The sequence below is a fragment of the Pseudomonas sp. V88_4 genome, assembly GCF_029967985.1.
GTDB classification, from domain to species: Bacteria; Pseudomonadota; Gammaproteobacteria; order Pseudomonadales; family Pseudomonadaceae; genus Aquipseudomonas; species Aquipseudomonas glycinae.
The window spans coordinates 110,081-136,784 of the sequence record NZ_JASCAF010000001.1; the positions used below are offsets into that span (position 1 = coordinate 110,081).

General features: G+C 58.5%; 27 protein-coding genes. 11 read left to right on the top strand and 16 right to left on the bottom strand.

From position 1 onward, the window contains the following. Window positions 1-8 precede the first annotated feature (8 nt). Together QLG12_RS00530 and QLG12_RS00535 are read left to right on the top strand one after the other, a co-directional pair. A complete protein-coding gene (locus tag QLG12_RS00530) occupies window positions 9-1,145 on the top strand; it encodes a radical SAM protein (RefSeq protein ID WP_282473705.1) in 1,137 nt (378 codons plus the stop codon). Beyond that, entirely contained in the window at window positions 1,142-1,828 is a 687-nt protein-coding gene (locus QLG12_RS00535; protein WP_197870470.1) for a thymidylate kinase, read from the top strand. Before QLG12_RS00530 ends, QLG12_RS00535 begins: the two co-directional genes overlap by 4 nt. A 75-nt stretch (window positions 1,829-1,903) precedes the next feature. Here the strand turns inward: QLG12_RS00535 and QLG12_RS00540 are convergent, their stop codons facing one another. The 3 genes from QLG12_RS00540 to QLG12_RS00550 form a co-directional block, all read right to left on the bottom strand. After that, on the bottom strand, window positions 1,904-2,392 hold the full coding sequence (locus QLG12_RS00540) for a GNAT family N-acetyltransferase (protein WP_197870468.1): 489 nt from the start codon (window positions 2,390-2,392) through the stop codon (window positions 1,904-1,906). Window positions 2,393-2,709: 317 nt separating this feature from the next. After that, window positions 2,710-3,204, bottom strand: coding sequence for a GyrI-like domain-containing protein (locus QLG12_RS00545; RefSeq protein ID WP_282473706.1), 495 nt, complete (start codon window positions 3,202-3,204; stop codon window positions 2,710-2,712). 68 nt (window positions 3,205-3,272) lie between these two features. After that, window positions 3,273-3,935, bottom strand: a complete 663-nt coding sequence (locus QLG12_RS00550; protein WP_282473707.1) for a LysE family transporter — start codon at window positions 3,933-3,935, stop codon at window positions 3,273-3,275. Window positions 3,936-4,074: 139 nt separating this feature from the next. On the opposite strand from QLG12_RS00550, the gene alaC reads away from it, so the two are divergent. Next, window positions 4,075-5,292: an alanine transaminase gene (alaC, locus tag QLG12_RS00555; protein ID WP_085683645.1), complete on the top strand. Its 1,218-nt coding sequence runs from the start codon at window positions 4,075-4,077 to the stop codon at window positions 5,290-5,292. A gap of 178 nt (window positions 5,293-5,470) precedes the next feature. Here alaC and QLG12_RS00560 read toward each other — a convergent pair whose 3' ends face one another. Together QLG12_RS00560 and QLG12_RS00565 are read right to left on the bottom strand one after the other, a co-directional pair. After that, on the bottom strand, window positions 5,471-6,823 hold the full coding sequence (locus QLG12_RS00560; protein ID WP_011335581.1) for a GntP family permease: 1,353 nt from the start codon (window positions 6,821-6,823) through the stop codon (window positions 5,471-5,473). A gap of 83 nt (window positions 6,824-6,906) precedes the next feature. Next, window positions 6,907-7,440, bottom strand: a complete 534-nt coding sequence (locus QLG12_RS00565; protein ID WP_011335582.1) for a gluconokinase — start codon at window positions 7,438-7,440, stop codon at window positions 6,907-6,909. A gap of 216 nt (window positions 7,441-7,656) precedes the next feature. Here QLG12_RS00565 and QLG12_RS00570 point away from each other — a divergent pair, with 216 nt between their 5' ends. Next, window positions 7,657-8,688, top strand: a complete 1,032-nt coding sequence (locus tag QLG12_RS00570; RefSeq protein WP_282473708.1) for a LacI family DNA-binding transcriptional regulator — start codon at window positions 7,657-7,659, stop codon at window positions 8,686-8,688. A 122-nt stretch (window positions 8,689-8,810) separates the two neighbouring features. On the opposite strand, the gene QLG12_RS00575 is transcribed toward QLG12_RS00570, so the two are convergent. Continuing rightward, window positions 8,811-9,698, bottom strand: coding sequence for a LysR family transcriptional regulator (locus QLG12_RS00575; protein ID WP_197870462.1), 888 nt, complete (start codon window positions 9,696-9,698; stop codon window positions 8,811-8,813). Window positions 9,699-9,818: 120 nt separating this feature from the next. Between QLG12_RS00575 and QLG12_RS00580 the strand changes: the two genes are divergently transcribed. From QLG12_RS00580 to QLG12_RS00595, 4 genes are all read left to right on the top strand, one after another. Beyond that, window positions 9,819-10,259, top strand: coding sequence for a PACE efflux transporter (locus QLG12_RS00580; protein ID WP_011335585.1), 441 nt, complete (start codon window positions 9,819-9,821; stop codon window positions 10,257-10,259). Between the two features lie 125 nt (window positions 10,260-10,384). After that, on the top strand, window positions 10,385-11,806 hold the full coding sequence (locus tag QLG12_RS00585; protein WP_282473709.1) for an MFS transporter: 1,422 nt from the start codon (window positions 10,385-10,387) through the stop codon (window positions 11,804-11,806). A gap of 153 nt (window positions 11,807-11,959) precedes the next feature. Then, the gene (locus tag QLG12_RS00590; protein WP_282473710.1) at window positions 11,960-12,526 is read left to right on the top strand and encodes a hypothetical protein; all 567 of its coding nucleotides are present in this window, start codon (window positions 11,960-11,962) and stop codon (window positions 12,524-12,526) included. A gap of 200 nt (window positions 12,527-12,726) precedes the next feature. Beyond that, window positions 12,727-13,095, top strand: a complete 369-nt coding sequence (locus QLG12_RS00595; RefSeq protein WP_236194869.1) for a hypothetical protein — start codon at window positions 12,727-12,729, stop codon at window positions 13,093-13,095. Between the two features lie 90 nt (window positions 13,096-13,185). On the opposite strand, the gene QLG12_RS00600 is transcribed toward QLG12_RS00595, so the two are convergent. The 5 genes from QLG12_RS00600 to QLG12_RS00620 form a co-directional block, all read right to left on the bottom strand. Further along, window positions 13,186-14,505: a PAS domain-containing methyl-accepting chemotaxis protein gene (locus QLG12_RS00600; protein WP_282473711.1), complete on the bottom strand. Its 1,320-nt coding sequence runs from the start codon at window positions 14,503-14,505 to the stop codon at window positions 13,186-13,188. A 591-nt stretch (window positions 14,506-15,096) separates the two neighbouring features. After that, the gene (locus QLG12_RS00605; protein WP_282473712.1) at window positions 15,097-16,110 is read right to left on the bottom strand and encodes an ABC transporter substrate-binding protein; all 1,014 of its coding nucleotides are present in this window, start codon (window positions 16,108-16,110) and stop codon (window positions 15,097-15,099) included. Further along, a complete protein-coding gene (locus QLG12_RS00610) occupies window positions 16,107-16,652 on the bottom strand; it encodes a sigma-70 family RNA polymerase sigma factor (protein WP_282473713.1) in 546 nt (181 codons plus the stop codon). Before QLG12_RS00610 ends, QLG12_RS00605 begins: the two co-directional genes overlap by 4 nt. Window positions 16,653-16,779: 127 nt before the next feature. Beyond that, on the bottom strand, window positions 16,780-17,571 hold the full coding sequence (locus tag QLG12_RS00615) for a PhnD/SsuA/transferrin family substrate-binding protein (RefSeq protein ID WP_282473714.1): 792 nt from the start codon (window positions 17,569-17,571) through the stop codon (window positions 16,780-16,782). Between the two features lie 7 nt (window positions 17,572-17,578). After that, a complete protein-coding gene (locus tag QLG12_RS00620) occupies window positions 17,579-18,520 on the bottom strand; it encodes a fatty acid desaturase (RefSeq protein ID WP_282473715.1) in 942 nt (313 codons plus the stop codon). 337 nt (window positions 18,521-18,857) lie between these two features. Between QLG12_RS00620 and QLG12_RS00625 the strand changes: the two genes are divergently transcribed. Beyond that, window positions 18,858-19,277: a GNAT family N-acetyltransferase gene (locus QLG12_RS00625; protein WP_197870443.1), complete on the top strand. Its 420-nt coding sequence runs from the start codon at window positions 18,858-18,860 to the stop codon at window positions 19,275-19,277. On the opposite strand, the gene def is transcribed toward QLG12_RS00625, so the two are convergent. The 3 genes from def to QLG12_RS00640 all read right to left on the bottom strand — a co-directional run bounded on the left by def (window position 19,278) and on the right by QLG12_RS00640 (window position 21,139). Then, window positions 19,278-19,817, bottom strand: coding sequence for a peptide deformylase (gene def, locus QLG12_RS00630; protein WP_007951144.1), 540 nt, complete (start codon window positions 19,815-19,817; stop codon window positions 19,278-19,280). Window positions 19,818-19,819: 2 nt separating this feature from the next. Next, a complete protein-coding gene (locus QLG12_RS00635; RefSeq protein WP_064383717.1) occupies window positions 19,820-20,770 on the bottom strand; it encodes a YihY/virulence factor BrkB family protein in 951 nt (316 codons plus the stop codon). 177 nt (window positions 20,771-20,947) lie between these two features. Then, on the bottom strand, window positions 20,948-21,139 hold the full coding sequence (locus QLG12_RS00640) for a CsbD family protein (protein WP_197870441.1): 192 nt from the start codon (window positions 21,137-21,139) through the stop codon (window positions 20,948-20,950). A 197-nt stretch (window positions 21,140-21,336) separates the two neighbouring features. Between QLG12_RS00640 and QLG12_RS00645 the strand changes: the two genes are divergently transcribed. Continuing rightward, window positions 21,337-21,714, top strand: a complete 378-nt coding sequence (locus QLG12_RS00645) for a hypothetical protein (RefSeq protein ID WP_007951149.1) — start codon at window positions 21,337-21,339, stop codon at window positions 21,712-21,714. A 48-nt stretch (window positions 21,715-21,762) separates the two neighbouring features. Here QLG12_RS00645 and fadD1 read toward each other — a convergent pair whose 3' ends face one another. Together fadD1 and fadD2 are read right to left on the bottom strand one after the other, a co-directional pair. Next, a complete protein-coding gene (gene fadD1, locus QLG12_RS00650) occupies window positions 21,763-23,460 on the bottom strand; it encodes a long-chain-fatty-acid--CoA ligase FadD1 (RefSeq protein ID WP_197870439.1) in 1,698 nt (565 codons plus the stop codon). A gap of 352 nt (window positions 23,461-23,812) precedes the next feature. Continuing rightward, window positions 23,813-25,501, bottom strand: a complete 1,689-nt coding sequence (gene fadD2, locus QLG12_RS00655) for a long-chain-fatty-acid--CoA ligase FadD2 (protein WP_064383719.1) — start codon at window positions 25,499-25,501, stop codon at window positions 23,813-23,815. Between the two features lie 248 nt (window positions 25,502-25,749). Here fadD2 and QLG12_RS00660 point away from each other — a divergent pair, with 248 nt between their 5' ends. Further along, on the top strand, window positions 25,750-26,694 hold the full coding sequence (locus QLG12_RS00660; RefSeq protein WP_197870437.1) for an alpha/beta hydrolase: 945 nt from the start codon (window positions 25,750-25,752) through the stop codon (window positions 26,692-26,694). The last annotated feature ends 10 nt before the right edge of the window (window positions 26,695-26,704 follow it).

Consider the following 26,704-nt stretch of genomic DNA (forward strand, 5'->3'; position numbering starts at 1 on the left):
GCCAAATCATGCTATTCGATACAGTAAAATTGAAACTATCCATACTGGCCAATGGCGTTAATTTCAGCCGGGATTTCTTAGAGAATTTTCAAACAGAGGTGAATCATATTGAAAAAAGACGTGCATACGGAACAGGCGACAGCGTCATAATCGACCCAACGATCCGAACCCCACAAGAAATTATTCTTGATGGAGATATCATTACTGCCGTCAACTACAACCCACACTCAGAATACAAAATCATCTTAGAACAAAATACTCCCGCATTAAGCTACAACAAAAACACCATTAACATTACGTTTCCAGCCAGGCCTAAATCTTACGGAAAAATTTTAAGCAATGGCGAGTTCTTTGAAAAACATCTGACGATATACGGAAACTCTACGCTTGGAATCTTCTCCCCCGGCCATTGCTATTACTTCAATGACGGTCATGAGTGTAAATTTTGCTCTCTGGGTTCAGCTCGAGAAAGTCTGTCAGATCATAGAATGCGAATTAAAGGCGACATTGCTGGAGAAGCAGTAGCGATGGCTGTCAAAGATGAGAGCAGCCGATACCGTAGGGTATTATTGAACGGAGGTACAATCCCTAACTACGACAAAGGGTATGAGATGCATATCGATTTGCTGAATAAAGTAAAAGAAAAGAATGCACATAACCACTTGGACTACCACTTGATTTTTATGCCACCCAAAGATTTCCGCCTTTTCGAAAAATTCAAGGCTGTCGGCAATAATATGTCAATGAGCCTTGAAGTATTCAACCCTGGCCTTTTTTCAGAAGTATGCCCAGGCAAATCTCGTGACTACACTCGAGATCGTTTCCTCGAAGCTTTTGAAGCCGCTGTAGAAATTCTCGGACGCGGCAACGTATATGCCGGATTCGTTGCCGGAATGGAGCCACTAGAGTCAATCATAGAAGGTATCGAATACTTTGGTCAGATGGGCGTAGTTCCAGCAGTGGCAGCGTTTCACCCAGACGCTGGCTCGCAATACAGTGCGAGAGAACGACCTTCCGTAGAGTTTCTTAGTGCAATTGGTAAAAAGATGTCAGAAATTTATCAAAGAGAAGGATTTCGACCATTGATAGAGGGTAGCGGTAGAAACTCTCTAGATACTGAGGCCTACCTAGGAGCGTTCGCATGAACTACACATCTGAGCAAGGAATATTTATCGCATTTGAAGGAACGGATGGTGCAGGAAAGTCTACTATCGCAAGAGCAACATACGAAATCCTCTCCCAATCTAATATGGATTTGCACTACGTCGACAAAAACCGCCCACCCGTTTCTTCAGGATATACCGAATTCCACATGTCACGACTCCGGGAGATCCTTTGGGATTATCCGGACGATGCCCCTCTTGAGCAATTAGGCGACAAACACTGGATGAGCCTGATAACTGCATGGTTTCAAGCGACAGACCATGCAGCTATAACTCCGATAGTTAGCTCTGGAAAAAGTTGCATCGCAGATGGCTGGTACCACAAATACCTAGCGCGCTTCTTGCTTAAAAGTACAGATTTAGCAGAAGAAGCCTTAGCAGTATTTTCAACAATTAGAAAGCCAGACTTCGTGATTTTTCTCGATGTTGATCCGGCTCTCGCGGCACAAAGAAAGGGATCGTTCCGTCTTAGCGAGAGCGGAGCTTATGACGGTGGCAATGAGGATCGTCTTAAAAGTTTCATTGCATATCAAAACCGAGTCCGATCCAGTTATGAGCGCTGTGGTTTGGCAAATTGGGTGGCGATTGACACCACCGATTTAAGTGAAGAGGCAGTACTTGATAGAGCGGTAGGCGCGGTACAAAAAATCCTTATTAAAAACTAGAAACCCGCCTGCCAGGGTGAGTGGCATGACACGTACAAATGAGTAACCAATCTCCAATAGGGGTTTAGTGTTGGCTCACAGAGTGAGAAGCATCTCGTGCCACGCCATCCCGCCGTGGTCGGACTCGGACGGTTTGATGTAGGCAAAACCGAATCCGGCGTACAACGGGATGTGCCGCTCTTTGCACATCAGGTGAATCGTCGCTTTGCCCTGCTCGCGCATGCGTTCGATGAATTCACCCAGCAGGCGCTTGGCCAGACCCTGGCCTTGATAGTCCGGGTGCACCACCACCGACATGATCACCACGTTCGGCCCGGCCGGGTCGTGGCCGATCAGTTCCTTGAACGCCTCGTCGGACATCTGCACGTCAAACGCTGCGCCGGAGTTGATAAAGCCGGCCACCTGCCCGTCCACCTCGGCGACGATGAAACCGTCTGGCCAGGTGGCGATGCGCGTGGCGATCTTTTCGCGGGTCGCGGCTTCGTCGCCCTCATAGGCGAGGGTTTCGATGGCGTAGCAGCGATCCAGGTCGGCGGCGGTGACGTGGCGGATGAGGGTGATCATGGCGGCTCGAAATCAGAGGAAACAAGGCGGCCAAGGATAAAGGAATAAGGTGTTCATATCGATCCGCACGGGCAGCGTAAAGCCTGCGTATAAGCGCTTTTCTTCGGATTCGGGACGGACTATTTCTGAGACCTGACTCTGATCACCCGAGGAGGGAACCGTTTATGAGCAGCGTGGAAATCGGTTTGTTGATGGTGTTGGGCATCAGCTTCTTCGGCTTTATTACTCTGGGCATCGACCTGTTGCGGGCACGACGGATCAAGGGCAAATAAAGCCTGATCGGCAGCGCGAAGCGGGTTCGCGCTGCCGGTCAGCAATCAGGTTTTCTTTTCAACCGGGACGCAAATTTCCAGCTTGCCGGTATTGAGTTTCGGGTTGAAATCGGCGCTGTAGCGTTCCAGCTCCGGGGCGTTTAGGCCCTTGTATTCGGAGGCTGGCAGCCAGGTTTTGTAGATGTACTCAATGGTCTGCGGCAACTGATCCAGCGAACCCTTGTGTTCGAACACCGCGTACTGGCGCGGGAGAATTTCGATCCACGGATACTTTTCCTGTGGAAACTCATCGAGCTTGCTGATCTCGACCCCGGCCATGTAGTCAAAACCGCCGTTACCGTCGAAATTGCTGCAGACACCGTAAGTCACTTCACTCTTTTGCCCCGGAATATGCCCGATGTGCGGGATGAGTTTTTCCCACAGTGCAGAGATGTCCTGAACGGTCTCTTTGGTGAAGCGATCGCGAAATCCTGCAATCAGCAGGAAGTGTCCATGTTCGAAGCGAGGTTCAGCCACTTCGACGCGTTTTTGCTCATCCATGACTCGACTCCTTGAACGAAAAAAGTGGGTTCGGCTGGGAGTATAGAAGCCAAACCCGATTCGCACATTTACAGTGTATGCAGGGCCTCGGCGGCGCCCGAACCGACGAACTCGCTATAACCGGATACGATCACGTAGACCGCGAAATAGCAGAAGATCGCTGCAGATGCCATGTAGGAATAGCGCAGCAGTTTGTCGCCCAGCAACTTGCCGCCATGGCTCGCGGCGAAGCACAGGCCAGCCGACCACAGCAGACCCGCGCACAGGAAGCCGCCGAGGAACAGCGCCGAGCTCAAAGGACCGCCGCCACCGGAACGGGCGATCAACGTACCGCCCACCGCCGCGAACCAGAGAATGGCGCTCGGCGACGACATGGCCAGAAAAATCCCACGGAAGAATTCCTTGCGATGGGAGTTCTGGCAGACCTCGGCGGTCGCCGCCAATTGCGCTTCGTGGTGGATCGCCGAATAAATCATCTTCGCCGCGAAGTAGATCAACAGCACCGAACCGCCGATCCACAACACCCAGCGCACGGTTTCGTACTGCAGCAGAACGGTCATTCCGGCCAGCGCCAGCACCGCGTAGATCAGGTCGCCGACGCAGGTGCCGAGACCCAGTGCGAAGCCCTGAAAATAGCCGCGCTGCATCGCCAGGGTGATCATCGCGATGTTGGCCACGCCGATGTCCAGGCACAGCGAAAGGCTCAGCAAGAAGCCGCTGGTGAATTCCATTAACCGATTTCCTTGGGAAAAATTTGTTTACGAAGGCGCTGGACAGTCTGCCATCGCTGCCCTTATCGTCCGCCACAGGTCACCGCAGTGACCAGCGTCGCTCGGACGGTTCCGGGCGCTTACGTTATCCGAGGCAACAATGGCTGAACAAGGTTCGCCGCGCCGCTTTGCGCGCATAGATCGACTCCCCCCTTACGTTTTCAACATCACCGCCGAGCTGAAGATGGCCGCCCGACGTCGCGGCGAAGACATCATCGACTTGAGCATGGGCAACCCCGACGGCGCCACGCCGCCGCACATCGTTGAAAAACTGGTGCAGGTTGCACAACGCGAAGACACCCACGGTTACTCCACGTCCAAGGGCATTCCGCGCCTGCGCCGGGCGATTTCCAACTGGTACAAGGAGCGCTACGAGGTCGAGATCGACCCGGAAAGCGAAGCCATCGTCACCATTGGTTCCAAGGAAGGCCTGGCGCACCTGATGCTGGCGACCCTGGATCAGGGCGACACCGTGCTGGTGCCGAACCCGAGCTACCCGATTCACATCTACGGTGCCGTGATTGCCGGCGCCCAGGTGCGGTCGGTGCCACTGGTGCCGGGCGTGGATTTCTTCGCCGAGCTGGAGCGGGCGATTCGCGGCTCGATCCCGAAACCGAAGATGATGATCCTCGGTTTCCCGTCGAACCCGACCGCGCAGTGCGTGGAGCTGGACTTCTTCGAACGGGTGATTGCCCTCGCCAAACAGTACGACGTGCTGGTGGTGCACGACCTGGCCTACGCCGACATCGTCTACGACGGCTGGAAAGCCCCGTCGATCATGCAAGTGCCGGGCGCCAAGGACATCGCGGTGGAGTTTTTCACCCTGTCCAAGAGCTACAACATGGCGGGCTGGCGCATCGGCTTCATGGTCGGCAACCCGGAACTGGTCAGCGCCCTGGCGCGGATCAAGAGCTACCACGACTACGGCACCTTTACCCCGCTGCAGGTGGCCGCGATTGCTGCGCTGGAAGGCGATCAGCAATGCGTGCGCGACATCGCCGAGCAATATCGCCAGCGCCGCAACGTGCTGGTCAAAGGCCTGCATGAACTGGGCTGGATGGTCGAGAACCCGAAAGCTTCGATGTACGTCTGGGCAAAGATTCCCGAAGCCTACGCGCACCTCGGTTCGCTGGAGTTCGCCAAGAAGCTGTTGGCCGAGGCCAAGGTCTGCGTCTCGCCGGGTGTCGGCTTTGGTGAGTACGGCGACGATCACGTGCGCTTTGCGCTGATCGAAAACCAGGACCGGATTCGTCAGGCAGTACGCGGGATTCGCGGGATGTTCCGGGCGGATGGCTTGGCACCGAAAACAAGCGGTTGACGCAAAACCTGTGGGAGCGAGCTTGCTCGCGATGAGGCCGTCACTGCAACAAAGATGTCGACTGGACCACCGCTATCGCGAGCAAGCTCGCTCCCACAACGTTTTGTGGATTCCGTGAAAAGTCATCACCCACAAAAAAACCGCATCGCTGCGGTTTTTTTGTGTCTTGCGTTCGACGTTAAACGAACAGCGACAACAACAGAATAAAGCCCAGCCCCACCACCGACAGGATGGTTTCCATCGCTGTCCAGGTCTTGAAGGTCTCGGCCACGGTCATGTTGAAGTACTGCTTCACCAGCCAGAAACCGGCGTCGTTGACGTGGGACAGGATCAGCGAACCGGCACCGGTGGCCAGCACCAGCAGCTCACGGTTCACACCCGGGATCATCCCCACCACCGGCACCACGATGCCCGCGCCAGTGATGGTGGCCACGGTGGCCGAACCGGTCGCGATGCGGATCACCGCCGCCACCAGCCACGCCAGCAGGATCGGCGAGATCTGCGCGCTGACCGCCATGTGGCCGATCACGTCGCCCACGCCGCTGGTCACCAGCATCTGCTTGAAGCCACCGCCGGCGCCGATGATCAGAATGATTGCCGCGGTCGGCGCCAGGCTCGCGTCCAGCCATTTGAGCATCTGCTGAGAACCGATGCCCTGCTTGTGACCGAAGGTGTACAGCGACAGCAGCAATGCCAGCAGCAGTGCCGAGATCGGGTGACCGATCATGTCCATCCAGGTGCGGAAGAAATGACCGTCCGGCAGGGCCACGTCAGCGAAGGTTTTCAGCAGCATCAGGAACACCGGCAGCAGCACGGTGACCAGGGTGATGCTGAAGCTCGGCAGGTTGGCCGAATCGTTTTCACGGGCCAGTTGATCGACCAGTTCCTGGTTCGGCGTGCCGGGAATGTGCTTGGCGATGAACGTACCGAAGATCGGGCCGGCGATGATGGCGGTCGGCAGCGCGACGATCAGACCGTACAGAATGGTCTTGCCGATATCGGCACCGAACACGCCGATGGCCAGCAGCGGACCCGGGTGCGGCGGCACCAGGCCGTGCACGGCGGACAGGCCGGCGAGCAGCGGGATACCGATCTTGATGATCGACACACCGGTGCGGCGAGCGACGATGAACACCAGCGGAATCAGCAGCACGAAGCCGATTTCGAAGAACAGCGGAATGCCCACCAGAAACGCGGCGAACATCATCGCCCACTGGACCTTGTCCTTGCCGAACGCGCGGATCAGGGTCTGGGCGATCTGATCGGCACCGCCGGATTCGGCCATCATCTTGCCGAGCATCGTGCCCAGGGCGAGGATGATGCCGACGAAACCGAGCACGCCACCGAAGCCGTCCTGGAACGCCTTGATGATGGTGCCGATCGGCATGCCGGACGTCAGGCCGAGGAACGCGGCGGCGATGGTCAGGGCAATGAAGGGGTGAATCTTGAACTTGGTGATCAGGACGATGAGTCCGATCACCGTAACCACTGCATCGAGCAGCAGGTAGGCGTCATGGGACATGCCAAACATGAGGGGGTGTCTCCTGGTTTGTTGTTGTTATTAAAGCGGGTTAATCAGAAGTCGAAAGGACAGCGCTGTCTTCACAATCACACTCATACCGCCTGTTTCAGGCCATGGGCCTGCCACCAGACGTGGGCTTGCGCCGCCAGTTCTTCAACGCTGTGGATCGAAGCATTCAGGGCCAGGGTCAACGGCTCGCCCTTGGGCGACTCAAGGGTGGCGAACTGGCTTTCGATCAGGGTGGCCGGCATGAAGTGGCCCGGACGGTGGGACACACGTTCGGCGGCCACTTCCGGCGTCAATTCGAGGAACACGAAGCCCAGGCCCGGCAAGGCGCTGCGCAGCACTTCGCGATAACTGTGTTTGAGGGCCGAGCAGGTCAGCACCGGGCGTTCGCCCAGGGCATCGACGCGACGCAGTTCATCGCACAGGCTGTCGAGCCAGCCGGCACGGTCTTCGTCGTTCAGGGGGATCCCCGCGCTCATCTTTTCGATGTTCGCGGCCGGATGGAAAGTATCGCCTTCAATGGCAGTGGCGCCGCTCAATTGGCACAGGGCCTCGCTGACGCACGTCTTGCCGCAACCGGCAACGCCCATGATGACCAGGGCGGTGATGGGATGATTCATGTAACACCTCAGCGCGCAGACAGCGCTACCTTTGCTAGCTATGACTCTAGTGCACAGGCAGAAGTTGCCGACGCCTTCTTGTCGTTTTTTTGGGTTGCAGCAGGTTTTGTCCGTACGCCAAGAAGCGAGGATCAGGCAGGACCTCGCTTACGCATTTGCAGCTGCATAAGGACAGCGCTACCTTAGTGCCTTGATTTTTGTTTGGCAAGCCGCCCGATGACCACCCCTAAAAACGATAAAAACACCCGCACCACCGGCCGTCCCACCCTCAATGAAGTCGCCCGTCTGGCCGGCGTCAGCCCGATTACCGCCTCCCGCGCTCTGCGTGGGGTCAGCACGGTCGCCACCGAGCTTGTGGGAAAAGTGCAGAAAGCCGCGCTGGAACTCAACTATGTGGTCAACCCCGCCGCCCGCGCCCTGGCCTCGGCCCAGAGCCATTCGGTGGTGGTTCTGGTGCCTTCGCTGTCCAACCTTTTGTTCATCGACACCCTGGAAGCCATTCATCGGGTACTGACGCCCAAAGGCTTCGAAGTGCTGATCGGCAACTTCCACTATTCCCGCGATGAAGAAGAAAACCTGCTGCGCAACTACATGGCCTATCAGCCACGCGGTTTGCTGCTGACCGGCTTCGACCGCACCGAAAGCTCGCGACGGATGATCGAGGCCAGCAATATTCCCTGCGTGTACATGATGGAACTGGACAGCGCCGCCGGGGTGAACTGCGTCGGTTTCTCCCAGCTCAGCGCCGGGGAAACGGCTGCCGAACATTTGCTGTCCCGTGGCCGCAAGCGTCTGGCGTACATCGGCGCGCAGCTCGATCAGCGCACCCTGCTGCGCGGTGAAGGCTTTCGCAAAGCGCTACAGAAGGCCGGCCGTTACGACCCGGATCTGGAAGTGCTGACCCCGCGCTCATCGTCCGTGGGCCTGGGCGGCGAGTTGTTCCTGCAATTGCTGGCGGCGCATCCGGACGTCGATGCGATCTTCTTCGGCAACGATGACCTTGCTCAGGGCGCTCTCCTGGAAGCGCTTCGCAACGGGATCAGAATCCCCGAGCAAGTGGCGATCCTCGGCTTCAACGACCTGCCGATGTCGGAGCACATGGTGCCGCGCCTGAGCAGCATCAATACGCCCCGCGAAGCGATCGGCAAGCGTGCGGCGGAGCAGATGCTGACGCTGATGGCTGGCAACAGCGTGGCGCGGCCGGTCGAGGACATGGGCTTCGAATTGAAAATCCGCGAAAGTACATAATCCCGAAATCCCTGTGGGAGCTGGCTTGCCAGCGATGGCGTCAGGTCAGTCAATAAATTTTGGACTGGACCACCGCTATCGCTGGCAAGCCAGCGCCCACAAATTTTGTGCTACTCCCCTGTTCAAGGTTCGGCCTTTACCCCGCCGAGGAGTTCAACCAATGCCAGCGCGCCCTTCTGCAGCGGCTGGCTCTTGAGCCACACCGCGTGCACCGGCAGCACCAGGCCGTTTTCGATGTTGCGGAAATTCAGCCGTTTCAGTCGTCCGCTATCGAGCCACGGCTGCACCACCGACAGCGGAAAATTGCCCCAGCCCAACCCTGCCTCGACCATTTCCAGCGCCGTCTCCAGGTTGTCGGTGCGCCAGTGGGATTCGGCCACCAGCGGCCGGGTTTCGCTGATCGGCAAATCGCGACTGCCGACCACGATCTGCCGGATATGCACCAGATCCTCGAGAAACACATCCTGCCCCTGCAACAACGGGCTGTCCGCCGCCAGCGTGGCGATCATCCGTTCGCTGCCGACAAACTGAAAGCGCTCCAGCACATTCACGCTCAACCCGGCAAACGCCAGACACACGCTGACCCGGCCGCTGTGAAGCATCGCCAGTACATCGTCCTGCGGCGCGGTCAGCACTTCGATGTCGAGCAGCGGATGGCGCTCACTGATGTCCTTGATCGCCGCCAGCAACCGTCGCCGGTCGATATCCGCCGCCACGCCGATCGACAACCTGCTCTCCAGGCCCAGCGATAACTGCACTGCGTGCACCTGCAATTGCTTGAGCTGATCGGCGATCAGCCGCGCGTGTGGCACCAGCGACAGCGCCATCGCCGTGGGTTGCGGTTCGCGGTGGCTGCGGTCGAACAACGCATAACCGAGTTCGGCCTCGAGATTGCCGATCGCCATGCTCACCGCCGACGGGACTTTGCCCAACGCCCTGGCAGCGGCGGAAAACGAACCGCGCTCGATCACGGCGAGAAACAGCTCGATGCTTTCGCTGTTGAAATTCACTTCATATACCTATCAATAAAACTGAAAGCTTCTGACTTTTTCTGTCACCTCCATTGAAGCTATCTTTCGTCGCCTTCGCCAGCCCCGCTGGCCACAAGTCGCAAGAAAGAGGCAATTCCCATGCAAGGCGTCAAACGCAAACTGGTCTATGTGTCGCTCTACGAAGTGATCGGCATGACCTTCTCGGCCCTCGGCCTCGCCCTTTTGTCCGGCACCTCGCCCGGCAGCACCGGCCCGCTGGCGGTGATCATCACCACCATCGCCGTGACCTGGAACTTCATCTACACCTCGCTGTTCGAGCGTTGGGAAAGCCGCCAGGTGTCACGCACCCGTACGGTGAAACGGCGCATCGCCCACGCCGTCGGCTTTCAACTGACGCTGATCGTGTTCCTGATTCCGCTGATCGCGTGGTGGATGAACATCAGTCTGGTGCAGGCCTTTTTGCTGGATCTGGCGCTGATTGTGTTCATCCCTTGCTACACCTTCGCATTCAACTGGCTGTTCGACCGGGTATTCGGCTTGCCAGCGTCGGCGCTGCCCGATCCGACGCCCGCGACATAAATCGTTAATTGGTAAGCGGATACTGCAAGAAATCGTCGGTTTTACCTCGCCAACCGCCGATATAAACAATCCTTGATTTCCGATAGCAGGCTAAGCTTTTCCATCAATAAAAAATGGATCAGCCCATGACTGCACACGCCCCCGCCGCGCAACGCGACGGCATCGACCCCATACGCGCCGCCGAGATTTCCGCCCGCATCGACCGCCTTCCGGCCGTCGCCACGATCTGGCGGCTGGTGGCGCTGCTGTCGATCGGTGGTTTCTTCGAACTCTATGACCTGTTCCAGACCGCCTATATCAGCCCCGGCCTGATCCGCGACGGCATCTTCGCCACCGGCAATCAGGGTGTGTTCGGTTTCTCCGATCAGGCCGCGTTCGCCTCGGCGACGTTCCTCGGCCTGTTTCTCGGTGCCAGCCTGCTCAGTCCGATGGCGGATCGGTTCGGGCGGCGGGCGATCTTCACCTTCGCGCTGGTCTGGTACACCGTCGCCACAGTTTTAATGGGCGTGCAGAGTTCAGCGCTGGGGATCATCTGCATGCGTTTTCTGGTGGGTATCGGCCTCGGCATCGAACTGGTGACCATCGACGCCTACCTCTCGGAACTGGTGCCCAAACGCATGCGCAGTTCGGCGTTTGCCTTCGCGTTTTTCGTGCAGTTCCTGTCGGTGCCGGCGGTGGCGCTGATGTCCTGGTGGCTGGTACCGCAGGCGCCGTTCGGGATGTCCGGCTGGCGTTGGGTGGTGTTGGCGAGCGCGGTGTTTGCGTTGTTCATCTGGTGGCTGCGCAAACGCCTGCCGGAGTCGCCGCGCTGGCTGGCCCAGCATGGCCGCTTCGATGAGGCGAACCGGATTCTTGACGGTATCGAGGCGCGTTGTGAGAAGGATCACCGCCAGCCACTGGACGCGCCGGAAGCAGTAGCCGTCGATGTCGAGGGCAAGGGCCGTTTCGCCGACATCTGGCAACCGCCGTATCGCCGCCGCGCGTTGATGCTGATCGTCTTCCACATCTTCCAGGCCATCGGCTTTTTCGGCTTCGGCAACTGGTTGCCGGCGCTGCTCTCCGGGCAGGGCGTCAGCGTCACTCACAGCCTGATGTACGCGTTTATCATCACCCTCGCCTACCCGCTCGGGCCGTTGCTGTTCGTCAAATTCGCCAACCGTTTCGAGAACAAGTGGCAAATCGTCGGTTCAGCCCTCGGTGCCATGACTTTCGGTACCTTGTTCGCGTTGCAGACCAGCGCCTTCGGCCTGATCTTCTGCGGGGTGATGATCACCTTCTGCAACGCCTGGCTGAGCTTCAGTTATCACTCCTATCAGAGCGAACTGTTCCCCACCAACATCCGCGCTCGGGCGGTGGGCTTCTGCTACTCGTTCAGCCGTTTGTCGACGGTGTTCAGCAGCCTGCTGATCGGTCTGTTCCTCGACCACTTCGGCACACCGGGTGTGTTGGCGTTCATCGTCGCCAGCATGCTGATCGTGATGCTGACCATCGGCTACTTCGGCCCTCGCACCCGTAACCTGGCGCTGGAAAACATCGCCCATCGCTGACGGAAGGCGGTCATCCTCTGCCGCCCTCCGGCAAGGGATGACCGCTTTGCCCGTCCACGAAAAATCATAACTCATTGAAATAAAAGAACTTACTCAACAGGCACGGTAATTGCTGCTTAGGGCTGACAGTCATTACCTACAGGTTCATTCATCATGTTGGTCAGTGCAAAACAACAGCAAATCATTCATCTACCCAAGCAGTTGAATGATGACGCCACCTCCACCGCCGCAGCCGGCCTGCAAGGCGGTTTGCACGGTGCGATGCTGCAGACCCTGCAAAACCAGGCCCAGGCGCAAACCGCCGAAGCCACCGCCAAAGTGCAGGAATCGGCTACCCAACTGGCGACCCAGCAAGTCAGCGAAGCCACGCGCATCAGCGACAACGTCGACGAAGCGTTCGCCAAGACCCGCGTCGCCCTGCAAACCTCCGATACTGCGCCGAGCAAATCCACAGGCTCATCGGCCCTGGATGAATTCAAGGACTACATGAGCAAAACGCCGGAACAGCGTCTGCGCGACAGTATCCTCAAGGAAATGGGCCTGACAGAAGACGACATCAAAGCGATGCCGCCGGAGAAACAACTGGCAATCGGCAAAGAGATCGCCGAGCGTCTACAGGACAAGATCAAGCTGGCCGAAGCCGAAAAACAGAACAAGCAAGACGCCAACTCGACGAAGATCAGCGACCAGTCGGCGGACAAGTTCCTCGCCTCACTTTAATACCCGTAGACAGTGCTCAATTGAGTACTGTCTGTTCTGTTTCCCGGTATTTATCTCGCAAACCACCGTGACCACTCATCCGAAAGAACGACTTACCTGTCAGATATGACAGTAGCCATCGTCAGATCAGATCCGTTTAATCAAGCAGGTAGCTGCCATGCATCTACACAAAGATTAATGACGCTGAGCAGGAGTTCATCATGAGAAGGGATGGTTTCGTTGGTCATTTAAAAGCAAAGAGTTTCTTCAACAACGTGGACTTGGGAAAGGACTACGATTCGAAGAGTATCGGATTCACCGTTGAGCAGTTTCTTGCCTACGCACCAGAAGGCAATGTGGTTATCGTTTATGGCGTCCCGATCTCGGAGGGCCTCAACACCATCCGGGTTGGTACAGGCCACAATGGCCTCATGACATATCTGGGATACCATTGCGACGGGGAAGTAAAGTTGACAGTTGATCCTACTTTCTCTCGTCACACTGGGACATTCACTGTGTACTTTCACGATGCTATAAACCGGCTCATAAAGTTAGAGGGAGAGTTTGACGGAAAGTATGACCTACTGTAACGAGCATCAAGGGCTCTGAATGTTGCCAGAGCCCTTGATTCTAATCGTGGCTTACTGAACGAGCGGCATTACCATCAATCGAAGACTGAATTAATTTAGCTGCAATGTCTCATTGAACTGACTGATCGCATCCACCACATGCCGCGAGCCCTGCTGAATCTCGCGGATCGCATCCCCTGCCTCGTTCGCCAGTTCCACCCCGAGCCCGGTGCGGCTCAGGCTCGACTGCATGCTCGACACCGCGCTCAATGACAACTCATGGTTCTTGCGCACCACGTCGACGATCTCCACGGTCGCCTGGCTGGTTCGCGCCGCGAGGCTGCGCACCTCGTCCGCCACCACCGCAAAACCACGTCCGTGCTCACCCGCCCTTGCCGCTTCGATCGCCGCGTTGAGCGCCAGCAGGTTGGTCTGGTCGGCAATCCCGCGAATGGTCTGGACGATGGTGCCGATGATGTCCGACTGTTTGCTCACCGCATCGATGCTCAGCGCCGCCTCGTTGAGGTCGCGGGAAATGTCCTGAATGATCTGCACCGTTTGCTGCACGACCTGTGAGCCTTTTTGCGCACAAGCGTCGTTTTGTACCGAGGTGCTGTGGGCCGATTCCGCAGCGGTCTGCAAGGTGGTCATCTGGTGGGTGATGTCGCTGGCGAACTTCACCACTTTGTACAACCGGCCCTTGGCGTCGAACAACGGGTTGTACGAGGCTTCGAGGTACACGGTCTGCCCCGACTTGTTCTTGCGCTCGAAACGATGCGAGTGATATTCGCCGCGATTGAGCGAGGCCCAGAATGCCTTGTACTGCGCGGACTCGGCCTCGACCCGGTGACAGAACAGACTGTGATGATGGCCGACGACTTCATTGAGCGAGTACTGCATGGTCTTGAGGAAGTTGTCGTTGGCCGTAATCACATTGCCTTCCGGGGTGAACTCGATCACCGCCATCGAACGGCCTATCGCAGCGAGCATGCTTTCCTCTTCATGCTCCTTGTTCACCCGCGCAGTAATATCCGACGCCACTTTGATCACACTTCGAACCTGTTTGTCCGGGCCATACACCGGCATGTAACTGGCCTCAAGCCAGATTTCCCGACCGCTCTTGTTCAAACGCAGGAAAGTCCCGCTGATGGGTTCGCCACGGGCCAGGTCACGCCACAACCTGGCGTATTCCTCGCTGCGATAGAACGCCTCTTCACAAAAGATCCGGTGATGTTTGCCACGCACTTCTTCGGCGCTGTAGCCCATGGTCTTGCAGAAGTTGTCATTGGCATCCAGCACGATGCCCTCCGGGGTGAATTCGATCATTGCCATCGAACGGCTGATCGCCTCCAGCTTGGCGTTGGCTTCGGTCAGGGCACAGCTGAAACGTTCGATTTCCTGCAGGTCAGCCTTGTGATGTAGGTTGAACATGTCTCGATCACCTTCCGCGCGTTCTTTTGATTTGATGAAAGTTCAGGTCTTTCAGAATCCACCACTACGTTCCACAGAACAGGCACACGCCTTCCTCCACGGGAGGAAGTTGTCAGGTGATAAACGATGATTAATCGGAGAGTCCATGCGACGACGCTCTAATCAAGGCATCCTTTTCTTGATAGCCCGCAGGCGGGCCATTCCTAACGTGTAGAAGAACTTCCATTTAAAAACATGCTCCTTGTCGGTTCAGTGTCCGGTGCCTTCGGTTGCGCACTCTGGCAGCTTTGTTCACGGCTAACCGATTGCCGTCTGAGCGCTTTGAATGGCGGCCGACATAGTTAGTTATGAATGAGCATAGACAGCGCGAATGCTTGCGCAAGGCCACTAGTCGGCCAGCAATGAGGGAATTCGGACAGGAAACGGACAAGAAACGGTTCAGCGCAAAAAGGTGTTGTCTGGTCGAACGCCATCGCGGGCAAGCCACGCTCCCACAGGTACCACGCAGGCTTGAACCTTGCGCAGAACCTTGCGGCAGCGGGCTTGCCCGCGATGGCGTCGGTGCAGCACTACAGAAATATCAGAAAAAAACTACAGACTGCTGCTCACCTTGTTCGCCACATCACCCGGTACCCAGGGCTTCCACACTTGCGGTTGATCGCGCAGGAACGCCTCGGCCACCTGACGTGGCTGCTGGCGCTTCTCGCTCATCCCGGCCAGGGTCTGGTTCAGCAGATCGATCGGCAAGTCGACTTTCTCAAAGAACGTCACCAGCTCCGGATACTGGGCCTTGAACGGCGCCGACACGCCAATCGCCAGGCTCGCCGGCATCGAGCGGGTGCCTTTCGGATTCGGGTTGTTGGCATCGGCCAGGGTTTTCCAGGCTTCGGCATCGAACGGCGGTTCTTCCAGCTTCACCAGTTTGAAGCGACCGAGCAGCGGCGTTGGCGACCAGTAGTAGAACAGCACCGGTTTGCCGCGCTTGATCGACGACGCCACCTCGGCATCCAGCGCCGCGCCGGAGCCGGTGCGGAAGTTGACGTAACTGTCGTTCAACGCATACGCCTTGAGCTTCTGGCTGTTGACGATCTCCGAGGTCCAGCCGGCCGGGCTGTTGAGGAAACGCCCACGGCTCGGGTCTTCCGGATCCTTGAACACATCCTTGTAGCGCGGCAGGTCGGCCACCGATTTCAGCTCCGGCGCCAGCGGCTTGATCCCACGCTCGGGGTCGCCCTTGATCACGTATTCCGGCACCCACCAGCCTTCGGTGGCGCCTTTGACCGTGTCACCAAGGCCGAATACCTTGCCTTCGGCGGCAGCCTTGACCCACGCCGGACTGCGCCCGGCCCACTCTTCGCCGATCACTTGAATGTCGTTTTTCGCCAGCGCCGCCTCCAGGCTGACGGTGCTGCCCGGCAGCGTGTCGGTCGGGTAGCCGTAGCCTTTCTCGACAATCAGGCGCAGCACTTCGGTGATGAAACTGCCGCTTTCCCAGGTGATGTCGCCGAAGTGGATCGGCGCGGTTTTTTCCGCTGCCACCACGTGGCCGGCCGTCAGGGTCAGGGCCAGCAGCGAACTGCCGAGCAGGGTTTTGAGCGATCTCATGCGGACCTCTTGTTCTGGGAGAAAATCAGGGTTTGGTTGGCGCTGTGGCGATTGCACAGGGCCTGGGAACGAGTCACGTACAGGCTCACCGATCGCTGGGATATGCCCAGTTCGGCAGCGATTTGCGGGTAGGTCAGGCCGTCGATGCGCGCCAGCAGAAAGGTCGAGCGCACCTTGCCCGGCAGGCGCTGGAGCGTCCGGTCCAGGTGCTTGAGGCTCTGCGACAGGTCGGCGAGTTGTTCGGGAGATGGCGCGTGATCCAGATCCACTTGTTGCAGTTGATTCAGATGCCGACGCTCCAGGTCGCCCCGCCGCCAGCGCTCATACAGCAGGCGTTGGGCGATGGTGGTGAGCAAGGCGCGGGGTTCGCGGATGGCGGTCAGGCCCGGCGCTTCGAGCAGTTGCGCAAAGGTTTCGGCGGCGATGTCTTCAGCGGTGGCCGCATCATTCGATTGCCGACGCAGACGTGTGCACAACCACTGGTAATGGTCGCGAAACAAGGTGTTCACATGATTGCGATGGGATGAGTCGGCGCCGGACATGGGGGCTCCTTGGTCAAGGGTCGCTGAATGTCCGGTCGTCCGGTGGCGCGATCCTAGCAAGGTGCCTTATGCGTTAAAAATACTTAAAAAGAATTCTTATATTCCATTAGTGAATTACAAGAAGCCGCTAGCGCAAGCGGCCATAACCCAGCTCTTCGGCCTCGCGCTGATAATCCAGCAGGACGAGGTAATCGCTTTCGCTGGCGGGCAGGACTTCGGGCAAACCGAGGATGCGAGCCACATCGGGCAGGTCTTGAAGGCTGCTATTCATGGCCCGGCGCAGGTGTTCAATCTGCTCGTCCGTCGTGCTGGCGGCGGTGATAAAGGGCAAGGTCGGGCTGAACGCACTGCGCGCCACCACCCGCAAGCCGCTGACCTCTGCGGCGGCGTATTGCGCCAGGTACGCAAAGGTCACGCTGTCGATGGCCGCCAGATCGGCGCGATCTTCGCGCAACCAGCGCAGGCTTTCGCGGTGGCCGACACTGATGCCCACCGAAGCGAAAAACCGGCCGTCCCGATGCAACGGGGCAAGCCGCTGACGCAACAGGTTCATGCCGCTGTTGGAGTCCTCGCTGTTGATCACCCCGCGACTGTCAAAGAATTCCGCCAGGCTGCGGCGCGGATCATCGGCGCGGGCGAGGATCAGGCTGCAATGGTTGCCGGCGCTGGCGTCCGGCAATTCGTAGCGCGGACGACCGACAATCCTCACCTGACCACGCAGCGCGGTCATCAGCGGATAGCCGCAGGTCTGGGTCAGCAGCAACTCGGGCGAGCGCCAGAGTTCCAGCAGCGACAGGCCGTCGGCATCGAGCCGCGAACGGCCCAGGTGTTCGAGAATCCGCGCCAGCCACTGCTCGTTCGCCGCGCGGATCGGCTCGGGGGCGATGTACATCAACAGCTCTGCGTAACCTGACGTCATGGTCGCCTCAAATAAACGGATGTTGCGGGCTGTCGATCGGCTTGATGCCGTGCCGGCGCCACAATTGCCCATAACCCTGCACCAGAAATCCGCCGCTGCGCGCCACCCATTGCTCCCGGCGCATGCGGTAGGCCTCGGGCAAGTCGTACCACGAAAGCTTCGGCAAGTCGTGATGCACCAGATGGAAATTCAGGTTCAGGAACAGCCAGCGCCACGGCCATCCGGCTTCGTTGAGCACCGTACGCTGCTCCGGTTGCGTATGCGGCCGATGTTCATAGTAGGAGCGAACCATCGCGATCGACAGCGCCGGCACGCTGATCAAAAACAGGTAATGCCACACCGACAACACGCTGTAGCGGGCAATGAAAAACAGCATCAGCACGGTCAGGGCGCCGTGGGTCAGCCACATCAGCCAGGCCTGGCGCTCGGCATTTTTCAGACGTTGCAGTTCTTCACCGGCCAGCGCCAGCAACGCCAGCGGTGCGCCAAGAATGAAGCGGCCCAATACGGTTTTGTTCAGCCAGCACAGGCTGCGCTCGAACAGCGAACTGCCCTGCCAGCGTTCGGCACTCAGGTAACGGCTTTCGGGATCGACGCCGGGGATCGTCAGATCTTCATCGCGATGGTGCTGCAAATGGCTGTCGCGATAGAGCGTGTAGGGATACCACACCGCGAAGGGTGCATAACCGAGGAGTTTGTTGACGAAGCGCCAGCGCGTCGGATGACCGTGAAGCAATTCGTGCTGCACCGACAGCCACAGCACCAGCAACGGAATCATCAACAGCGTGCTCCACCAGAGTCCGAGCCGTTCGCTGCCCAGCACAATCGCGAACCAGCCGCCGTACACGCCGATCAGCAGCAGCCAGGTCGGCCACTCGGTGCGCGCGGTGAAGCGCTGACGCAGGGTTTCGATCTGTTGGCGATGGGCATCGTCAAAATAGTGAGGCATGGCGTGGCTCGGAACGAGGGTCTGATCGTTCTGTGCAACACCAACGGGAAATCTTGCAGATTATTTTTGCGAGCTGTTTTCAAGGACAAGACAGGAGCCCGGATCCGGGCTCCCGAGAGGCGTGATCAATGGCCAAAAATGTCGACTTTTTTCGCCCTCTTTTCGTGGCGTTTTTCGATGGCGGTCTTGGCCGGTTTCTTCTTCGCGGCTTTTTTCGAATCCATACCTTTGGACATGATGCGTACTCCACTCAGAGGGGATGTGAGATCAGGTATACACCTATCCCGGCGGGCAGGTTGTTTTATAATTCGCAGCTTTTGCACCGGCAGTCCGATTCATGACCGACATCCGTTACAGCCAGCTCGACGACCTGTCCTGGCCCTTGATGAACAAGTTCTACCGCCAGCATCAATCGTCGATGAAAGCGGTGCGCGAGGCGCAATTGTGGGTGGCGCGGCGGGAGGAAATCGTGGCGGCGCTGTGCCTGCGGCCGGTGTTCGGCGGGCATTGGCTGACCGGGTTGTTTGTTGACCCGGCCTGCCGCGAGCAAGGCATAGCTGCGCAATTGATTGCCGAAGCGGTGAAGCACGTCGAGGGGCCGGTGTGGTTGTTCTGCCATCCAGACTTGCGTGGATTCTACGAGCGGCGCGGCTTCACCTTCGACCCCGCCCTGCCCCAGGCCATGGCCGAACGTTTGAGCCGCTATGCGCGGAGCAAGCCGATGATTGCCATGGAGCTCGCACCGCGCGTGTTTTAGTCAGTCGTCCGCGTTGGGATCGAGGTCCGGAAACATCACTTCGGTGAAACCGAATTTGCTGAAATCGGTAATGCGCGACGGGTACAGGCGCCCGATCAGGTGATCGCATTCATGCTGCACTACCCGCGCATGGAAACCAGAGGCCACGCGCACGATCGGCTCACCCTTGGGATCGACACCTTCGTAGCGGATCTGCTGGTAGCGGTCCACCGCGCCCCTCAGGCCGGGCACCGACAGGCAACCTTCGAAGCCCTCTTCCATCAGCGGGCTGAGCGGCGTGATCAGCGGGTTGATCAGGATCGTCTGCGGCACCGCTTCGGCGTCCGGGTAGCGTTCGCTGTGCTCGAAGCCGAAGATCACCAGTTGCAGGTCGACGCCGATCTGCGGCGCGGCCAGGCCAACCCCGCCGACGCTTTCCATGGTCTGGAACATGTCGTCGATCAATTGCCACAGCTCGGGACTGTCGAGCATTTCAGCGGGCACTGGCGGGGCGATGCGCAGCAGGCGTTCGTCGCCCATCTTCAGGATTTCACGGATCATGGTCAGGCTTCGTCAGTGTTCGGCTTGAGCGAATGATCGCGCCCGAGGCCGGAAACGTGTTGTTTGGGATGTTCATCGAGTTCGCCGGGGACTTTCTCGCCCGAATCCTTGCCCTCGCTGGACATATGTTCGATGACCGCATTCATCTCCGCGCCGAGCAACAACACGGCGGAGGAAATATAGAAATACAGCAACAGCACGATGATCGCACCGATGCTGCCATACATGGCGTTGTAGTTGGCGAACGTCTTGACGTAGAACGCGAAGCCCAGAGACGCGATGATCCAAACCACCACCGCCAACACCGAGCCGGGGGTGATGAAGCGGAATTCCTGTTTGACGTCGGGCATCACGTAGTAGATCAGCGCCACGGCCACCATCATCAGGATCACGATCACCGGCCAGCGGGCGATGGTCCACAGGGTGACGATGACTTCTTCCAGCCCGACCTGCGCGGCGATCCAGCCCATCACCTGCGGCCCGAGCACCATCAGCGCCGCAGCCACCAGCAGCATGCCGGCGATGCCGACGGTGTAAATGATCGACAGCGGGAAGCGCTTCCAAAGGGGCCGGCCCTCGACCACGTCGTAGGCGGCGTTCATCGCGCTCATCATCAAGCGCACGCCGGCAGACGCGGTGTACAGGGCGATGACGATACCCACCGAAAGCAGGCCGCCCTTGGATTGCTGCAGTTGATCGATCACCGGGTTGACCTGCTCCAGCGCCTGGGGCGGCAACACCAGCTCCGATTGCAGGCGCAGCCAGGAGAAGAAGTCCGGCAGATGCAGAAAACCGATCAGGGCAATCAGGAACAGAATGAACGGGAACAGCGAGAACAGCATCTGGTAGGCCAGTGCCGAGGCATAGGTCGACATCTCGTCGTCGACGAATTCGGTGACCGTGCGCACCATCACCCGGTGCAGGGGCAGACCTTTCATGTCGGGAAAAATCATTCGCGTCTCCTTTCGCCGCAAAACAGGTTGAAGTCGTGGCGACTCAGGGGCCGTTTTTCTCTCATCAAAGTAGCTTAATTGGCGACTTTGAAACACTGTGATCCGTGACCGCATGTGAGCGGGATACGAAAACGGCCATCCTTGGATGGCCGCTTCGCTGTTTCGTTCAAGGCCTGATCAGGCCTTGTCGACGCCTTTCTTGATCGCGTCCTTGGCTTTGCCCACCGCTTGCTGGGCCTCGCCTTTCTTCTCTTGCAGTTTGCCTTCGGCTTGCAGTTTGGTGTTGTCGGTGGCTTTGCCGACACCCTGCTTGATGTTGCCGACCGCTTCGTTGGCCATGCCTTTCACTTTATCGCTCGTGCTACCCATGGTGATTCTCCTTGGAACATTAACGGGGAAAGTCAGTACGTAATGATTGACTGGCCCGGTTTGCGCCAAGTTTCATTTATTTTCAGGGATTCATTTCGTCGCGACGTGCAGGTTGGGCTTTATGTTTGCGAGCGTTGCCCCGAGAATGCCCACCACAAGGGCGCCAGGCGCCACAGAACCGATCCCGCAGGAATGTTATGAAACTCGATAAAAAGCAGGCCATCGCCCGTCGCAACCAGGAACTGGGCGGTGCCGTGCTCGGCACCAACAACTGCCACTTCGCCGAACTGAACCGCAACCGCAACATCTGGTGGTTCGACTTGCCGGTTTCGCGTCTGGCGATCGGTCAGTACGAGTGGATTCACCTGTTGATGCACACCCCGGCCACCGACGAACTGCTGCACCTCAAGGTGCCGACCGTTTTTCTGCGCGAGAAGCTCGAAGGCCTGGTGATCCGCAATGAAGGCAAACGCAAGGCCGCCCTGAGCCTGGAGCTGAGCGCCGACAAGGACTCGTACCTGCAGGACATGCGTCCGGCGGGGACCAATGTGAACTTCGCGCCGTTTCGCCAGTAAGCAGACCCCGCTCTAACAAAAAGCCCCGCATCTGCGGGGCTTTTTGTATTACGCGGCGCTCTTCGCCTTGATCTTCTTCAGCTCTTCGTCGCGCAGTTCGCGGCGCAGGATCTTGCCGACGTTGGTGGTCGGCAGCGCATCGCGGAATTCCACCGATCGCGGCACCTTGTAGCCGGTGACGTTGGCGCGCATGTGCTCCATCACCTGCTCCTTGGTCAGCGTGACGCCCGGTTTGGCGACGATGAAGATTTTGATCGCCTCGCCGGATTTTTCGTCCGGAACGCCGATGGCCGCACACTGCAACACGCCCGGCAAGGTCGCCAGTACATCTTCCAGCTCGTTCGGGTACACGTTGAAACCGGAGACCAGAATCATGTCTTTCTTGCGATCGACAATGCGCATGTAGCCGTCCGGCTGGATCAACGCGATGTCACCGGTTTTCAACCAGCCTTCGCTGTCGAGCATTTCATCGGTGGCTTCCTGACGCTGCCAGTAGCCTTTCATCACCTGCGGACCCTTGACGCACAGCTCGCCGATTTCGCCCAGCGGCTGCTCGACACCGGCATCGTCGATGACTTTGCACAGGGTCGACGGCACCGGAATGCCAATGGTGCCGATCTGGATGTTCTGGATCGGGTTGACCGTGGCCACCGGGCTGGTTTCGGTCATGCCGTAACCTTCGCAGATCGGGCAACCGGTGACCGCTTTCCAGCGCTCGGCCGCGGCCAGTTGCAGGGCCATGCCGCCGGACAGAGTGACTTTCAGCGCCGAGAAATCCAGCTTGCGGAAACCTTCGTTGTTGCACAGGGCCACGAACAGGGTGTTGAGGCCGACGAAACCGCTGAACTTCCACTTCGACAGCTCCTTGACCATCGCCGGCAGATCGCGCGGGTTACTGATCAGGATGTTGTGGTTGCCGATCAGCATCATCGCCATGCAATGAAAGGTGAACGCATAGATATGGTAGAGCGGCAGCGGGGTAATCAGGACCTCGCACCCTTCGTTGAGGTTAGAGCCCATCAGCGCCTTGCACTGCAGCATGTTGGCGACGAGGTTGCGATGGGTGAGCATCGCGCCCTTGGCCACGCCGGTGGTGCCGCCGGTGTATTGCAGTACCGCAACATCGCCGCTGTCCGGGTTGGCTTCAGCCACCGGCTGGCCCTGGCCCTTGCTCAGCACGTCGTTGAACTTGACGGCTTTTGGCAGGTGATAGGCCGGCACCATCTTCTTCACGTACTTGATGACGCTGTTGATCAGCAGACGCTTGATCGGCGGCAGCAGGTCGGCGACTTCGGTGACGATGACGTGTTTGACGCCGGTTTTCGGCACCACGGCTTCGGCCAGGTGCGCCATGTTCGCCAGGCACACCAGCGCCTTGGCACCGGAGTCGTTGAATTGGTGTTCCATTTCCCGCGCGGTGTACAGCGGGTTGGTGTTGACCACGATCAGCCCGGCACGGATGGCACCGAAGACGGCGACCGGGTACTGCAACACGTTGGGCAGTTGCACGGCGATTCGATCACCGGGCTGCAAATCGGTATGCTGTTGCAGATAAGCGGCAAACGCACCGGACAATTCGTACAGTTCACCGTAGGTGAGGGTCTTGCCCAGGTTGCTGAACGCCGGTTTGTCGGCGAAGCGTTGGCAGGATTGCTTCAACACTGCCTGAATATTCGGGTACTCGTCTGGATTGATGTCGGCAGCAATTCCAGCGGGGTACTTATCCTTCCAAAAGTCTTCGATCATGGAAGCCCACTCCTCAGCAACGCGAATTCAGCACCGCATTTGATGCGATTATTATTGGTGTTTGTTTATTGGTGAGTCTGGCTTTTTACAACGCCGAGAAGTCACAAAGCGCGCCGAGAGTAGCAGCTTTGCCAAGGGTCGACTAGAGCCAAAAGCGGCCCACATGGTCACTTTAATGACTCAAGAACCATTGGCAGTCATTTTAGAGCAAAAATCCTATAACACCTTGAAAGTCCCGATTTTCGGGGGCCAGAAACGCGAGCGGGCTCGCTCCCCCAGGGTCACCAGTGAACCTGGGGGGAGCGAGCCCGCTTCGGGCGGCGATCCGACGATTGCGCTTGGCGCAGTCTGTTTATGCGATATCACGCAACTCCCGCCGCAGAATTTTCCCGACAGGCGTCATCGGCAACGACTCACGCAGCACGATGTGTTTCGGCACCTTGTACGCCGTGAAATTCTCTTTGCAGTAAGCTTTCAGTTCTTCCAGGCTGACCCCGGTTTCCCGCGCGACAACAAACAGCTTCACCGCCTCGCCGGAACGCTCGTCCGGCACCCCGATCACCGCGCAGTTGGCGACTTTCGGGTGGGCCATCACCACATCTTCAATCTCGTTCGGGTACACGTTGAAACCGGAGACAATGATCATGTCTTTCTTGCGGTCGACGATGCGCACGAACCCGTCCGGGTCGATCACCGCAATGTCGCCGGACTTGAACCAGCCTTCGCCATCCAGCACTTCAGCGGTGGCCTCGGGCTTGTTCCAGTAGCCCTTCATGATCTGCGGGCCCTTGATGCATAACTCGCCGCGCTCGCCCAGCGGCTGCTCGACGCCGTCGTCGTTGATGACTTTCAACAAGGTGCCCGGCACCGGCAGGCCGACCGTTCCGATCCGCGACAGCTCGCCGTACGGATTGGTGCAGGCCACCGGCGAGGTTTCGGTCAGGCCGTAACCTTCGGTGATCCGGCAACCGGTGAGCTGTTCCCAGCGTTCGGCCGTGGCCTTGACCAGCGCGGTGCCGCCGGAGTTGGTGAGCTTGAGGGTGGAGAAATCCAGGGTCTTGAAGTCCGGATGATCCATCAGCGCGACGAACAGGGTGTTGAGCCCGAGCAGCGCCGAGAATTTCCAGTTCTTCAGCTCCTTGATGAAGCCGCCGATGTCACGCGGGTTGGTGATCAGCACGTTGTGGTTGCCCGACACCATCATGCACATGCAATTCGCGGTGAAGGCATAGATGTGGTACAGCGGCAACGGCGCGATCATCACCTCCTGCCCTTCGCGCAACAGTGGCTGGCCGTCGCTGCCGAACTGACCGAGACAGGCGCGCACCTGCTGCATGTTCGCTACCAGATTGCCATGAGTGAGCATTGCGCCCTTGGCCAGACCCGTGGTGCCGCCGGTGTATTGCAGGACGGCGATGTCATCGAGGCCGACCTTCAGCGGCTTGATGCCCAGACCCCGGCCCATGCGCAACGCGCTCTTGAAGGAAATCGCCTGGGGCAGCGAATACGCCGGCACCATCTTCTTCACTTTGCTGACCACAGTGTTGACCAGCCAACCTTTGGCGGTGGGCATCAGATCGCCCATTTTCGCTTCGATCAGATACTGAATGTCGGTGTCCGCCAGCACTTCCTGAACCTTCTGGCCGAACATGTTCAGGTACACCAGCGCCCGGGCACCGGAGTCCTTGAACTGGTGACGCATCTCCCGCGCGGTGTACAGCGGGTTGGTGTTGACCACGATCAGCCCGGCGCGCAACGCGCCGAACACGGCGATCGGATAATGCAGGACGTTGGGCATCTGCACCGCGATGCGATCCCCCGGCGCCAGATCGGTGTGGGCTTGCAGATAACCGGCGAACGCGGCGCTCTGGCGCTCCAGCTCGGCGTAGGTCAGGGTCACGCCCATGTTGCTGAACGCCGGGCGATCAGCGAATTTCTTGCAGGAACGCTCGAACACCTCGATCACCGACTTGAACTCACCCGCATCGATGTCCAGGGGTACGCCCGCCGGGCGTTTGTCATTCCAGAAATCAGGTTGCATTGTTCTTGTCCTCTTTACCTGAGCCGATCCGGGGCCGCTTCGCTGTCATTTCTTTCTGTCCCTGAAAAAGCCGAGAGCAAAAAGCGGGGCTTCACGGACACTAGCAGCTATGGTCAATCAGGCAAATATGGGCAAGGTCCTCATTGATCGTGTGAATCTTCCTGCCGTGGCGTGAGCTGATCGGACGCGCTATACAATGCAACCTCTGCACGACGCTTGAGCAAAAACAGGCCGCAAAAGGAATCGCCATGATCCACGACACCTTCTGGCTGGACGCGAGTGACCGCAGCCGCCTCTTCGTCAACCAGTGGCTGCCGAACGCGCCGCTGAAAGCGGTGATTCTGCTGGCCCATGGCATGGCCGAACACAGCGGTCGCTACGCAAGGCTGGCAGAGGCGTTCTGCGCCGAAGGTTACGGTGTGTACGCGCCCGATCAGCGCGGCCACGGCAAAACCGCCGATCATGGGACGCTGGGGCATTTCGCCGATGACGATGGCTGGTGCAAGGTGGTCGGCGATCTGGCCAGTCTCAATCAGCACATCGGCCAGCGCCATCCGGGCGTGCCGATTGTGCTGCTCGGGCACAGTATGGGCAGTTACATTGCTCAGGCTTATTTACTGCATCACAGCGCCAGCCTGCACGGCGCGATTCTCAGCGGCTCGAATTTCCAGCCGGTCGCGCTGTACCGCGCGGCCCGGCAGATCGCCCGTTTCGAAAAGCTGCGCCAGGGCGCCAAGGGCCGCAGCGCACTGATCGAGTGGCTGTCATTTGGCTCGTTCAACAATAAATTCAAACCGGCGCGCACCGCGTTTGACTGGCTCAGTCGCGACCCGGTCGAGGTCGACAAGTACGCCACCGACCCGCTGTGTGGCTTTCGTTGCACCAATCAGTTGTGGATCGACCTGCTCGGCGGGTTGCAGCAAATCAGCAAAGCGTCCAATCTCGCCCAGATTGATCCGGGCCTGCCGCTGCTGGTGATTGGCGGCGAATGTGATCCGGTGAGCGAAGGCAAGCGTCTGACTGATCTGGCCAACGCCTTGCGCGCAGCCGGCAGCCAGAACCTGCAACTCAAGATCTACCCGCAAGCGCGGCACGAATTGTTCAACGAGAGCAACCGCGACGAAGTGACCGCCGATGTGCTGGCCTGGATCGAACAGGCCCTGAGCCATCGCCGGCCACACCGCAGCGAATAATTTTTTTTGT

Bases quoted from the DNA above. Each gene is read 5' to 3' on its own strand.
- QLG12_RS00585 (WP_282473709.1), top strand. From the start codon at position 10,385: ATGACTGCACACGCCCCCGCCGCGCAACGCGACGGCATCGACCCCATA.
- QLG12_RS00625 (WP_197870443.1), top strand. From the start codon at position 18,858: ATGACCGACATCCGTTACAGCCAGCTCGACGACCTGTCCTGGCCCTTG.
- QLG12_RS00570 (WP_282473708.1), top strand. From the start codon at position 7,657: ATGACCACCCCTAAAAACGATAAAAACACCCGCACCACCGGCCGTCCC.
- QLG12_RS00620 (WP_282473715.1), bottom strand. From the start codon at position 18,520: ATGCCTCACTATTTTGACGATGCCCATCGCCAACAGATCGAAACCCTG.
- QLG12_RS00660 (WP_197870437.1), top strand. From the start codon at position 25,750: ATGATCCACGACACCTTCTGGCTGGACGCGAGTGACCGCAGCCGCCTC.
- QLG12_RS00580 (WP_011335585.1), top strand. From the start codon at position 9,819: ATGCAAGGCGTCAAACGCAAACTGGTCTATGTGTCGCTCTACGAAGTG.
- QLG12_RS00635 (WP_064383717.1), bottom strand. From the start codon at position 20,770: ATGATTTTTCCCGACATGAAAGGTCTGCCCCTGCACCGGGTGATGGTG.
- QLG12_RS00590 (WP_282473710.1), top strand. From the start codon at position 11,960: ATGTTGGTCAGTGCAAAACAACAGCAAATCATTCATCTACCCAAGCAG.
- QLG12_RS00640 (WP_197870441.1), bottom strand. From the start codon at position 21,139: ATGGGTAGCACGAGCGATAAAGTGAAAGGCATGGCCAACGAAGCGGTC.
- QLG12_RS00595 (WP_236194869.1), top strand. From the start codon at position 12,727: ATGAGAAGGGATGGTTTCGTTGGTCATTTAAAAGCAAAGAGTTTCTTC.
- fadD1 (WP_197870439.1), bottom strand. From the start codon at position 23,460: ATGATCGAAGACTTTTGGAAGGATAAGTACCCCGCTGGAATTGCTGCC.
- QLG12_RS00535 (WP_197870470.1), top strand. From the start codon at position 1,142: ATGAACTACACATCTGAGCAAGGAATATTTATCGCATTTGAAGGAACG.
- QLG12_RS00560 (WP_011335581.1), bottom strand. From the start codon at position 6,823: ATGTTTGGCATGTCCCATGACGCCTACCTGCTGCTCGATGCAGTGGTT.
- fadD2 (WP_064383719.1), bottom strand. From the start codon at position 25,501: ATGCAACCTGATTTCTGGAATGACAAACGCCCGGCGGGCGTACCCCTG.
- QLG12_RS00610 (WP_282473713.1), bottom strand. From the start codon at position 16,652: ATGTCCGGCGCCGACTCATCCCATCGCAATCATGTGAACACCTTGTTT.
- QLG12_RS00550 (WP_282473707.1), bottom strand. From the start codon at position 3,935: ATGGAATTCACCAGCGGCTTCTTGCTGAGCCTTTCGCTGTGCCTGGAC.
- def (WP_007951144.1), bottom strand. From the start codon at position 19,817: ATGATCCGTGAAATCCTGAAGATGGGCGACGAACGCCTGCTGCGCATC.
- QLG12_RS00605 (WP_282473712.1), bottom strand. From the start codon at position 16,110: ATGAGATCGCTCAAAACCCTGCTCGGCAGTTCGCTGCTGGCCCTGACC.
- alaC (WP_085683645.1), top strand. From the start codon at position 4,075: ATGGCTGAACAAGGTTCGCCGCGCCGCTTTGCGCGCATAGATCGACTC.
- QLG12_RS00530 (WP_282473705.1), top strand. From the start codon at position 9: ATGCTATTCGATACAGTAAAATTGAAACTATCCATACTGGCCAATGGC.
- QLG12_RS00565 (WP_011335582.1), bottom strand. From the start codon at position 7,440: ATGAATCATCCCATCACCGCCCTGGTCATCATGGGCGTTGCCGGTTGC.
- QLG12_RS00645 (WP_007951149.1), top strand. From the start codon at position 21,337: ATGAAACTCGATAAAAAGCAGGCCATCGCCCGTCGCAACCAGGAACTG.
- QLG12_RS00600 (WP_282473711.1), bottom strand. From the start codon at position 14,505: ATGTTCAACCTACATCACAAGGCTGACCTGCAGGAAATCGAACGTTTC.
- QLG12_RS00545 (WP_282473706.1), bottom strand. From the start codon at position 3,204: ATGGATGAGCAAAAACGCGTCGAAGTGGCTGAACCTCGCTTCGAACAT.
- QLG12_RS00615 (WP_282473714.1), bottom strand. From the start codon at position 17,571: ATGACGTCAGGTTACGCAGAGCTGTTGATGTACATCGCCCCCGAGCCG.
- QLG12_RS00540 (WP_197870468.1), bottom strand. From the start codon at position 2,392: ATGATCACCCTCATCCGCCACGTCACCGCCGCCGACCTGGATCGCTGC.